The 11,121-nt window shown below is 50.9% G+C and carries 8 protein-coding genes and 1 other annotated feature; of the genes, 1 reads left to right on the top strand and 7 read right to left on the bottom strand.

Annotation, left to right across the window (positions count from 1 at the left end; genetic code table 11):
* Nucleotides 1-208: 208 nt before the first annotated feature.
* The 4 genes from AC6ESP_RS25190 to AC6ESP_RS25205 form a co-directional block, all read right to left on the bottom strand.
* Nucleotides 209-2,857, bottom strand: a complete 2,649-nt coding sequence (locus AC6ESP_RS25190) for a ComEC/Rec2 family competence protein (RefSeq protein WP_497099487.1) — start codon at nucleotides 2,855-2,857, stop codon at nucleotides 209-211.
* A gap of 119 nt (nucleotides 2,858-2,976) precedes the next feature.
* Nucleotides 2,977-3,507, bottom strand: a complete 531-nt coding sequence (locus tag AC6ESP_RS25195) for a deoxycytidylate deaminase (RefSeq protein WP_497099488.1) — start codon at nucleotides 3,505-3,507, stop codon at nucleotides 2,977-2,979.
* Nucleotides 3,508-3,626: 119 nt separating this feature from the next.
* Nucleotides 3,627-4,928 (bottom strand): homocysteine synthase, encoded by a 1,302-nt coding sequence (locus AC6ESP_RS25200; RefSeq protein ID WP_497099489.1) that lies wholly within the window; start codon nucleotides 4,926-4,928, stop codon nucleotides 3,627-3,629.
* Between the two features lie 141 nt (nucleotides 4,929-5,069).
* Nucleotides 5,070-5,603, bottom strand: coding sequence for a ComEA family DNA-binding protein (locus AC6ESP_RS25205; RefSeq protein ID WP_497099490.1), 534 nt, complete (start codon nucleotides 5,601-5,603; stop codon nucleotides 5,070-5,072).
* A 124-nt stretch (nucleotides 5,604-5,727) separates the two neighbouring features.
* On the opposite strand from AC6ESP_RS25205, the gene comER reads away from it, so the two are divergent.
* Nucleotides 5,728-6,567 (top strand): late competence protein ComER, encoded by an 840-nt coding sequence (comER, locus tag AC6ESP_RS25210; RefSeq protein WP_497099491.1) that lies wholly within the window; start codon nucleotides 5,728-5,730, stop codon nucleotides 6,565-6,567.
* Between the two features lie 42 nt (nucleotides 6,568-6,609).
* Here the strand turns inward: comER and leuS are convergent, their stop codons facing one another.
* From leuS to AC6ESP_RS25225, 3 genes are all read right to left on the bottom strand, one after another.
* Nucleotides 6,610-9,051 carry a leucine--tRNA ligase gene (gene leuS / locus AC6ESP_RS25215; protein WP_497099492.1) on the bottom strand — a complete coding sequence of 814 codons (2,442 nt, stop codon included), beginning with the start codon at nucleotides 9,049-9,051 and terminating at the stop codon, nucleotides 6,610-6,612.
* A 90-nt stretch (nucleotides 9,052-9,141) separates the two neighbouring features.
* Nucleotides 9,142-9,357: a binding site (T-box leader), on the bottom strand.
* A gap of 85 nt (nucleotides 9,358-9,442) precedes the next feature.
* The gene (locus tag AC6ESP_RS25220) at nucleotides 9,443-10,408 is read right to left on the bottom strand and encodes a DUF4871 domain-containing protein (protein WP_497099493.1); all 966 of its coding nucleotides are present in this window, start codon (nucleotides 10,406-10,408) and stop codon (nucleotides 9,443-9,445) included.
* The gene (locus AC6ESP_RS25225; protein ID WP_497099494.1) at nucleotides 10,405-10,962 is read right to left on the bottom strand and encodes an RNA polymerase sigma factor; all 558 of its coding nucleotides are present in this window, start codon (nucleotides 10,960-10,962) and stop codon (nucleotides 10,405-10,407) included. The genes AC6ESP_RS25220 and AC6ESP_RS25225 overlap by 4 nt, the downstream gene beginning before the upstream one ends.
* Between the last annotated feature and the right edge of the window lie 159 nt (nucleotides 10,963-11,121).

Here is an 11,121-nt window from a genome sequence, read left to right on the forward strand (position 1 = left end):
CGCATATGAAGCTTCAAAGGTTGCACTGCTTAATGTAATTTAACTTTATTTTTTTAAGTGGAATATATTGCCAAGGGTAATCATGCACTTGCATCGATGATGAAGCATGCAGCGAAACTCGTAATTGGTTATATTTCTTATATTAGAATAGAAAACTCCACACTAAAGAATAACAAAAAAATAGAACTCCGTATATAGCGAGTTACGACTATTGTCCCATTTGCATGTTACCCTTAACTGTACGTACATACAACCCTTCTGGATTCACCAAATAGCTGACCTCGCCATTCTTATCGGTCCTGAGTGGTTCTACCGAATGGTCTGCAAGCCGCTGCAGCACATCAGGATGAGGGTGACCGTAGCTGTTCGATCCACCAACGGATATTACCGCACTGAATGGCTGCCATCGTGCCAGCCATTGCTCTGAAGTGGAGAAGCGGCTGCCGTGATGAGCGATTTTGAGTACGTCTGCATACTGGCAGCATGATGAGGCTTCTCCTGTTTGCGATGGTGATGGTGATGATGTATCGAACCAGAGCTGATTTATCGCTTTCTCGGTTTGCGCATCGATATCTCCTGCGAATAAAAAGGCATGCTCGTACATCTTCAGGTGAAGGACAACACTGATAGGATTCTGTTCTTTTATCTCAGGAATAGGAATCGCTGGGTCTCGATCTGCAGGCGGCCATAGGATGGTTAGCTCACTCTCACGATCCAATGACCATTGCTGTCCCGCCTCTGCACCGTACAATGGAATATCCGCTGCTACTGCGTGTCTCATGATCGTCAAGGCATCCTCCTCTTCCTTCAAGCTGCCGTTCCACAGGATAGCTCTGACCGGAATTGTCTCCATTATCGCTTGAAGGCCCCGAATATGATCGCTATCCAAGTGGGAAACAACGAGCAGGTCAAGCGCATGCACACCTCTCTTCATTAATAGAGGGGCTAATACTTTGCGCCCTACTTCGAAGGGGTCGCTCCGGTTCTTCCATTCCTCACCCGGCTTGCGGAAGGACAGCGTACCGCCGCCGTCAATCAATAGATGCAGACCGCCTGGTGTTCGCACATATATGGCATCCCCCTGTCCAACGTCAATAATATGTACACGGCCAGATCGGTCAGCGAAGTCTGGATAATACGCATACAGAAGGAGCATTGCTCCAGCAACTATGACGATTATTAGTCCCTTCCAATTGGAGCCACGCCGGTTAGAATGACCTGGATACATGGTGCTCAGCAGATCAGCTGTATGCGGATCGTCTGCTCCTAGCGGGAGTGTCTCATCAGCAGATGGCGATTCAGGCGGTGGCAAGCTGGTCTTGGCTGGCAGCATGCGGCAGATTGCAGCACATAGTGCATACCAAGCAGCAATCCACCATAGCGGAGGCGTTGCCCATATCGAGCGCAGGGCATCAACCTGCGAGAGCTTGTCTACAAGAACGAAGGTCCATTCGTTGGCATATATGCTAGCAGCAGCGAGCAGCTTCCCGCCAAGCGGCCATATAGAGCTGATGATAAGCGCAACTGCACCGATCGGCATGATGATGAAGCTGATGAACGGCACCAGAATGAAGTTAGCCAGCACAGATAAGAGATGGAACTGATTGAAATAATAAATACTGACTGGAAATGAAGCAGCCTGCGCTACGAGCGTTACTGCCAGCAAATCAAGCCCTGCCTTCCCTCTACGCCATGCAGGCATGGCTCTTCGCAGTGGCGGCACACCTAAGATTAGACCAGCCGTGCAAATAAAGGACAGCTGAAAGCTGACATCCTCAATGAACAGAGGATTCCATGCCAGCATCAGAACAGCTGCCGCCGCCAACAGGTGCAGACCGTCCTTAAGCTTATCCATCCTGGCTGCTGCAAGTCCAAGAACAGCCATCATGCCCGCACGAACAACGGAGGGCGAGCCTCCTGACAAGATGACGTAGAAGGGAACTGCTATCATCAGTATCACGAGCACCCGCTCGCGCGTTAGTCGAAGAAAGCGCAGAGCCGTTCCCAGCACGTATAGAAACACGCCTACGTGCAAGCCTGAAATTGCCAATATATGCGTTAAGCCGAGCCGCGAGAATTGCTGGAACTGCTCAGGGTCGAGGTCCTCACGTATGCCGAGGACGAGCCCCTTCATGTAGCCGGACTGATTGGACGGATACAAGGTGTCCATATGCGCGCCGAGCCAGCTGCGCGCGGCATCGAAGCGGCCGAGCAGCGCGGCCGCTGTCCACTCTGGGCCTGGCGCGGCTATGACGGCGCCAGTGCCCGTGCCCTTGAACAGCCAGTGGATTCGCTGGCTGTGGAGATAGCGGCTGTAGTCGAAGCCGCCGCTATTCGATGCTGTGGCCGGCAGCGTCAGCTCGCCGGTCAGGCGCACTTGGTCGCCGCGCTGCCAAGCCGCGGCGATGTCCTGCTCCGACTGTTCAACCAGTCGGATATGCACGAGGAAGCGCTCGCGAAGCTTGCGCGGCGCTTCCTCGCCTTGAACGCGGACGGCATCCGCCGTCACGCGGAACATCGCGCGGTCGCCGTCGACCTCGACCGCGGACACAATAGTGCCTTGCACCTCCGCTTCATAGGAAGCGCGCACACCATCCGCCTCTGCGGCGGCGAGCAGACCCGGCAGCGCCGTCACGTTGCGGGCATCCGCCCACATCCGCTCTCCGGCGGCAAGGGCACAGCCCAAAGCGCACAAGGCAGCGAGCTGCCACGTCGCCTGCCTGCACAGCACAAGTATGAGCGAGACAGCCGTCAGCGCTCCAACAGCAAGCATCGCTCCGCTGGGACTAAGCCCAGTGGCCGCCGTGCTCCCGAACACAAAGCTAACAGCGAACCACAGCAAAGGCCTTCTATTCATATCGTACACCTCCTTGTCATTGAGCCTCCAATGTATAGCAAAAAGAACCTCCAAACACGCCAAGTGGCGTATTCAGAGGTTCTTCCTCATCTTGCAATATAGCTCTTGTTACGTTCTGCTTAAGAAATAACGGTCATCCCCGCTTGAGCAGGTGGCTCGTATTCCTGCAAAGAACGGAACACGATACCCTTCTGCGTCATAAGGACACTTACTTTATCGCTATCCTTCAGATAACTCCGGTGGAACACAATTTCTTCGACACCGCTATTAGCGAGCATATTCGCGCAGGTCCAGCACGGCTGATCCGTTACATACACAGTTGAGCCTTCACGATCGGCACGGTCGGTGAACAGCAGCAGGTTCTGCTCGGCATGAATCGTGCGGATGCAGCGCTGCTTCTTCACCATCTGCTCCTTGCCTTCCTCAAGCTTAACCTCCCACTCTTCCGCAATCATGCATCCTGCCTCTGAGCAATCTTGAACACCCATCGGAGCTCCGTTGTAGGCCGTCCCGAGAAGCTTCTTGCCCTGCACCAGAACAGCTCCTACATGGCGGCGTGGACAGCGCGAGCGTGTAGACACCATATAAGCAATATCCATGAAATAAGTGTCCCAGTCTTTACGCGTCGCATCATGCGTATGGTTGATCATCGTTCCAACTTCCTTTCCTATGCTGCTCTAGAAATCGTCAGACTTCTATTCTCTAGTTGTATTTATTATAGACAAATGTTACTTCGGTCTTGCTGACTACTGTGATATTCTACTCTTCTCTAGCCCTGTTGGCTAACGCGTAGCGCTTGCTCCAGATCAGCTAGAATATCGTCGATACCTTCTGTTCCGATCGACAAGCGGATCAGACCAGCTGTCACACCCGCTGCATCCTGTTCCTCAGCAGACAGCTGCTGATGCGTCGTGCTCGCTGGATGGATAATAAGCGACTTCGAATCGCCTACATTGGCAAGATGCGAGAACAGCTCTACTGCGTTAATAACCTTCTTGCCAGCGTCAATACCGCCTTTAATGCCGAAGGTCAGAATAGCACCTTGGCCGTTCGGCAAATATTTCTGGGCAAGCTTGTACGAAGCATGGCTCTCCAGACCAGGATAGTTCACCCATTCTACCGCTTCATGCGACTCCAAATATTGGGCTACACGAAGGGCATTCGAGCTATGGCGCTCCATCCGCAAATGCAGTGTCTCCAAGCCTTGCAGTAGCAAGAAGGAGTTGAACGGCGAGATCGCCGCTCCCATGTCGCGCAATAGCTGAACACGAGCTTTAATAATATACGCAATTGGTCCAACTGCATCCGTGTACACGACGCCGTGGTAGCTAGGATCTGGCTCAGTCAGTCCAGGGAACTTGCCGCTCGCCTTCCAGTCGAACTTGCCGCCGTCAACAATAACACCGCCGATAGAAGTGCCGTGACCGCCAATAAACTTGGTTGCAGAATGAACGACAATGTCCGCGCCATGCTCAATCGGACGAAGCAAGTAAGGGCTAGTGAATGTGCTGTCTACAATAAGTGGGATTCCGTTCTCATGGGCAATCGCCGATACGGCCTCAATATCAAGAATGTCGCCCTTCGGGTTACCAATCGTCTCCGCATACAGAGCCTTGGTCTTGTCTGTAATCGCCTTGCGGAAGTTCTCGGGATCGGAAGGATCAACGAATACAACCTTAATACCAAGCTTAGCAAGCGTCGTAGAGAACAGATTATAAGTGCCGCCATACAGACTGGTAGCAGAGACGATCTCGTCCCCCGCGCCAGCGATATTTAGGATGGAATAAGTGATGGCTGATTGACCGGATGCCACAGCAAGTGCGGCAGGAGCTCCCTCAAGCAAAGCCACGCGCTTCTCAAAAACATCCGATGTCGGGTTCATTAAGCGAGTATAAATATTGCCGAACTCTTGCAGCGAGAATAAGCTCGCAGCATGATCGGTATCACGAAACCCATACGAAGTCGTTTGGTAGATTGGTACCGCCCTAGCGAACGTCGTTGGATCAATTTCTTGGCCTCCGTGTACGGATAGCGTGTCTAGAGAAAGCTTGCGTTGTTCTTGTTCAGACATTTGGACAACTCCTCAACAAATCGTTTTTGCCATGCAAAACGCCATTTCGAAAGCCTGTGATGTCTGAACAAAGTTGCCTTGGCAGCTGCTTGCATAGTGGCTGGGAATGCTTCCCTATTGCCTGCTCTTATTCTCTCATAATTACGGACGAGCGACAATGCTATCTTTCATGCTCTGTAATATTTTCGGGCCTATTCCTGTAACATCCTGCAGCTCCTCTACCGATTGGAAGGATCCATTAGCCTCTCGATATGCAACAATCGCTTGTGCCTTGGCAGGGCCAATTCCTTTCAGCTCATCCAGCTCCGCAGCAGTCGCCCGGTTAATATCAAGCTTGCCCTCTTCATCCCTGCTCGCTAATGTCTCCATAGTGGCCGTCGTTTCTGCTGTTTCTTGATTCTCCGTCGCTATTGATCCCACGATGTCCGGCGCGCCAGCTGTCCCCGCGGTCTTTTCATTCGCCTCCTCCGCACCCTCCTGATTCATGGCCGCTGTTGCAGCCGGCTGCTCCAATGCTATAGCAACCTCCCGATTAAGCGGTACCCAGCCATCTGGGGCTGGTCGTTTAGGCTCTGCCATTGCAGCAGCGCATAATAATCCAACTGCGATCATAAGCAGTACGGCTAGGATCAGCTTTTTTGTGGCTAATAGCTCCTGAATCTGTCCCTTGAACATATCGTTCACTCCAATCTTAATAAGATATAGAAAGAAAAAAATGGAATCAGCTGACATATGTGCCAAGTCATGATGAATAGGTTAGAGGAGTAGATGAACTATGAAGAAGTAAGGAGGGCTATGCATGAATGTCGGATTCATTGGGACGGGCACGATGGGAAGCCTGCTTATAGAAGCTTTTGTCACATCAGGTGCACTAGAACCGAGCCAGATCGTCATCAGCAACCGAACCTTTGCGAAGGCAAAAGCCTTGGCTAACCGCTATCCTGGGATCAGAGCCGAGCCGCTCAACGCGAATGCCGCTGTAGGTAGCGACATTATTTTTCTGTGTGTCAAGCCTATTGAATTCAAAAAAGTAGTCGATGACCTGCTGCCAGTCATTAAGCCCGGTCAGCTGATCGTGTCGATTACCAGCCCGGTGCTAATCTCCCATCTAGAAGAAGTTCTCCCTTGCAAAATTGCAAAAGTAATTCCCAGCGTAACCAACTTTGTATGGAGCGGTGCTACTCTCTGCATTTATGGCTCTCGGGTCGACAGCGCTGACAGCGGCAAGCTCGAATCATTGCTTGCCTATATCAGTGAGCCTCTTACGATTGAAGAGCCTTATACGCGTGTGGTCTCCGACATTTCTAGCTGCGGCCCTGCATTCTTTTCCTTTCTGCTGGAGCAATTCGTCGATGCTGCTGTAGAAGAGACGGGAATAGAACGTGATGAAGCGCTAAGACTGGCAAGCGCTATGCTGCTCGGCACAGGATTGCTGCTCACCGAAGGCGGGATGACGCCTGCCCAAGTGCAGGATCGGGTTGCCGTTCCTGGGGGCATTACTGCAAAGGCGCTTCATATGCTGCGTTGTGAGACCAATGGCGTATTCAACCGCCTTATTCGTACGACGCATGCCAAGTTCGATGAGGATGTGGCCAAGGTTTCGATCTCCTTTTACGGCGAAGAGGTGAACGGTCAATAGCATGTTACTGCGCTAGGACCGCTCACCTCTTCTTATGAAGTATTAATTTGCTACGATATTAACGAGCTTGCCCTTCACCGCTACTACTTTGCGGATTGTTTTACCTTCTATCAGTTCTTTCACTTTGTCGATTTCTTTGGCGAGCCGTTCCATTTCTGCTACATCTGTATCAGCGGCAATGGAGAGGCGCTCGATAATTTTACCGTTCACTTGAACGACAATCTCAACCTCTTGGTCTACGGTCCAAGCTTCCTCATAGGAAGGCCATGGCTCATAAGTGATTGAAGTCGTGCCGCCAAGCTTCTCCCATAATTCTTCTGCGATATGAGGCGCAAGCGGAGACAGCATTTGCAAGAAGTTAGCCATAGCCTCGCGCGGTAGCACGTCAGTCTTGTAGGCCTCGTTGACAAATATCATCAACTGACTGATTGCCGTGTTAAACCGCAGGTTTTCGAAATCATCGGTAATTTTCTTGATGCTGCGATGCCACGTTTGTTTGAATGCCGCGCTCGTATCCCCATCCGTAATTTTGGAGCTCAAGCTGCCATCATCGTTAATGAATAGGCGCCACACTCTGCTGAGGAAGCGGTAAGTTCCCTCTACGCCGTTCGTGTTCCAAGGCTTAGTCGCCTCAAGAGGCCCCATGAACATCTCGTACATCCGCAGCGTATCCGCACCGAACTCCCCAACGATATCATCAGGATTAATGACATTCCCGCGTGATTTGGACATCTTCTCATTGTTCATGCCAAGAATCATGCCTTGGTTAACCAGCTTGTGGAAAGGCTCTTTGGTATCAACTACGCCGATATCATACAGCACCTTATGCCAGAAACGGGCATACAGCAAGTGAAGCACGGCATGCTCAGCTCCGCCGATGTACAGATCGACTGGCAGCCATTCCTTCTGCTTCTCAGGGGAGCAGATTGCGTTCTCGTTCTTCGGATCGATGAAGCGCAGGTAATACCAGCAGCTTCCCGCCCATTGCGGCATCGTATTCGTCTCGCGGCGTGCCTTCATGCCAGTCTCAGGATCTATCGTATTCACCCAGTCCGTAACGTTGGCAAGCGGTGATTCACCTGTTCCCGACGGCTTGATCGCATCCACATCTGGCAGTACCAGTGGCAATTGATCTACAGGCACAGGCTTCATTGTGCCATCTTCAAGATGAAGAATTGGAATAGGCTCTCCCCAATAGCGTTGACGGCTGAACAGCCAGTCGCGAAGACGGTAAGTAACCTTGCCTTTCCCTTTGCCAGACCCTTGCAGGTGCTCAATCATTGCCGCAATTGCATCTTGATTGTTCAGGCCATTAATGAAATCCGAGTTCACATGCGGTCCATCACCGGCATAGGCTTGCACAGCAATGTCTCCACCTTGAACGACCTCAATAATGGGCAGATCGAATTGCTTCGCGAATTCCCAATCACGTTCATCATGACCTGGTACCGCCATAATAGCACCTGTTCCATAGCCGGCAAGGACATAATCAGCAATCCAGATTGGCGTCTTAACGCCGTTAACCGGATTAATGGCGTAAGCTCCCGTGAACACGCCGGATTTGTCTTTTGCTAGATCAGTACGCTCTAGGTCGCTTTTGCGAGCTGCTGTTTCTTGATAAGCAGCTACAGCTGCCTGCTGCTCTGCAGTCGTAATTTGGCCAACCAGCTCGTGTTCGGGTGCAAGCACACAGTAAGTAGCGCCGAACAGCGTATCTGGACGAGTCGTAAATACGACTAGTGCAGCATCATGGCCTTCGATGTCGAAGGTAACCTCAGCCCCTGTCGATTTGCCGATCCAGTTGCGCTGCATATCCTTGATGCTCTCGGACCAATCCAGCTCCTCCAGATCGTCAAGCAAACGATCCGCATACTCTGTAATCTTGAGCATCCACTGACGCATTGGCTTACGAATAACCGGATGGTTGCCGCGTTCGCTCAGGCCGTTAATAACTTCCTCATTCGCAAGCACCGTTCCAAGCGCAGGACACCAGTTAACTGGCACTTCTGCTACGTATGCAAGCCCTTTATTATAGAGCTGGATAAATATCCATTGTGTCCATTTGTAATAATCAGGGTCCGTCGTGCTGAACTCACGATCCCAATCATAGGAGAATCCAAGTGATTTGATCTGACGGCGGAAGTTGTTAATATTCTCCACCGTAATTTCACGCGGATGACGTCCTGTCTGAAGAGCATATTGCTCTGCCGGCAGACCGAATGCATCCCAGCCCATTGGATGAAGAACATTATAGCCGCGCATACGTTTGTAACGTGATACGATATCGGTAGCTGTATAGCCTTCTGGATGACCAACATGCAGCCCTGCACCAGACGGATATGGGAACATATCAAGTGCATAAAACTTCTTCTTGTCAGGATCCTCTGTCGTTACGAAGGTTTTGTTCTCATCCCAAAATTTCTGCCACTTCGGTTCTACTGTAAGCGGACTATATCCATGATATTGCTGTTCTTCCTGACTCATGTTCCTGTATCCCCCTCAAGGTTATGCTTCTTCATCATGCAGGCGTACACTTACCAAAAACAAAAAAACTCCCGCCCCCAGCGTATTATCGCTAGGGACGAGAGATAGCTCCCGTGGTACCACCCTAGTTAGCGGCTGACATGCTTTGCCTTCCGCTCACTCGTCGCCTTTAACGCAGGCCAATCGGTGCGGTTTACACGCACGGCTCCAAGGCGAGGTTCACATCGTTGCAGGTCCGGCTTGCACCAACCGCCGGCTCTCTAAGCCTTGCCCCACGACATTACTGCTCCTTATCAACGCCCAAATTATTCATAAACATGATTAGCTTCGATTATAAAGAAGGAGCAGCGCTGTGTCAAGATGATTGACCTATTACCGCCAGCAGTTCACGCTAGTCCGATGACACCTTTTCCTTCTCTTCAGCATCTACGACAATGCTGCCGAACAGCCGATCATCTACATAGGCGATAATGCGCCAGAGACCGGGCTCTGGGAGAGAAAGAGACGAAGGAAAATAGCGATCTGCATAATGGGAACCCGATTCAGTCAGCCGGTGTGTGAACAGCTCTATCCATTGCTCGCTGCCCTGCTTCACGGCAATGGCTCTGAATGTTCCGCTTAGCTCCTCCTCTGTCCCCCATAGAGACCACATATACTTGTTTGTATCTCCGGCTACAAATCCAGGGGCTAGTAAGCCTAGTCTCCCTTCTACCCCTCTAAGCGTGTACTCCACAGAAGGGAATGTTGGGCTTACCTCCCATACTGGCTCTCTAACTTCCAGAACAGCATCCCCGTACAATTCCCCCTCCCACTTCACAGCAATGCGCCAATTACCGCTTAACGGCAGGCCGGCGGAAGGAATCGTATATCTCTCAAGCGACGAATAGCCGCTGCTCGGCTCCGTGATCCTATCACCAGATACTAAGGTTACTTCATATCCACTTGTCAGATGCACCGCTTGAATAGAAAGCGTCTTATCACGATAAACATCAAATGGCTCCTTGAAGGACACCATCAATCCAGCAGGCTTACCAGCTGCGAAATCCCCATCAGGAAAAACCTCGAATAGCAGCTTCCCACTGCTCCAATACGAAGTCCTCACCTTGTGTGAATCCAAGGCTGCAGGCGAATGTCCTATAGGTCGAATGACAATAAGCAGTAGGATTGCCATGGCAGCTCCAAGCATAAGAGCTGCCAGCATTCTTTTATCCCATAATCGGCCTCTTCTCTTCTTCCCAACATGATCCCGTATACGATCCTTGAGCTCCTCCGTGAAGTGCGAGCGCTCGAAGGGGGATTCCTTCAGCTGTTCCGCCCATGACGAGTCCTTGTGATCCTTGTGATCAGATATCCTCATACTCCACATCCCCCCTCTGCGGCTCCAATGATTGCTGCAAGCTTGCGTCTGGCGCGATGGCTTCGTGATTTCACAGTTCCCTCTGATATTTGCAGGAGCTCTGCTATTTCACGAATCGGGAGCTGATAGTGATAATCGAGCACAATAACCTCACGGAATTTACGAGGCAGAGCTAGGACCGCCTGCCATACCTCCCTTGTTGCCAGCCGATTAAGGATAATCGATTCTGCGGAAGGGGAAATAGCTGTAGAGGGTACAATATCCATAAGCGTTACTTTTCTAATGAAGGATGTTTTTATATAAGACAAGCTCTTATTCCGAGTAATAGTAAGCAGCCAGCTCTTCATCCCGCACTCTCCACGAAATGAATACATACGTTCATAGACAGCCAGGAACACATCCTGTGCGATATCATCTGCAGCTTGCGCATGCTTGGTTAGATAATAGGCAAAGTTCCATATATCATTGCCATAGTCCTTCATTAAGTCTTCGAGAATAGCATTGCGGTCATAGCCGAGTGCCAGATGCTGCAAATAATGCGTCTCCAGCTTCATCACCCCCTAATAAGATGACAGCGGAACGCAGGAAAAAGTTCCCTATCCGAGAGCCCTGCAAAACGAATACAGTTTCTGTAAAATACAGCCCAATGCCGCGTAGGCATTGGGTTTGTTGTATAATAAAAAAAAAGGAAAAGCGAGTTGAACGACTTTGTT

Source organism: Paenibacillus xinjiangensis (genome assembly GCF_059686975.1).

Bases quoted from the DNA above. Each gene is read 5' to 3' on its own strand.
- comER (WP_497099491.1), top strand. From the start codon at position 5,728: ATGAATGTCGGATTCATTGGGACGGGCACGATGGGAAGCCTGCTTATA.
- AC6ESP_RS25190 (WP_497099487.1), bottom strand. From the start codon at position 2,857: ATGAATAGAAGGCCTTTGCTGTGGTTCGCTGTTAGCTTTGTGTTCGGG.
- AC6ESP_RS25200 (WP_497099489.1), bottom strand. From the start codon at position 4,928: ATGTCTGAACAAGAACAACGCAAGCTTTCTCTAGACACGCTATCCGTA.
- leuS (WP_497099492.1), bottom strand. From the start codon at position 9,051: ATGAGTCAGGAAGAACAGCAATATCATGGATATAGTCCGCTTACAGTA.
- AC6ESP_RS25225 (WP_497099494.1), bottom strand. From the start codon at position 10,962: ATGAAGCTGGAGACGCATTATTTGCAGCATCTGGCACTCGGCTATGAC.
- AC6ESP_RS25195 (WP_497099488.1), bottom strand. From the start codon at position 3,507: ATGATCAACCATACGCATGATGCGACGCGTAAAGACTGGGACACTTAT.
- AC6ESP_RS25205 (WP_497099490.1), bottom strand. From the start codon at position 5,603: ATGTTCAAGGGACAGATTCAGGAGCTATTAGCCACAAAAAAGCTGATC.
- AC6ESP_RS25220 (WP_497099493.1), bottom strand. From the start codon at position 10,408: ATGAGGATATCTGATCACAAGGATCACAAGGACTCGTCATGGGCGGAA.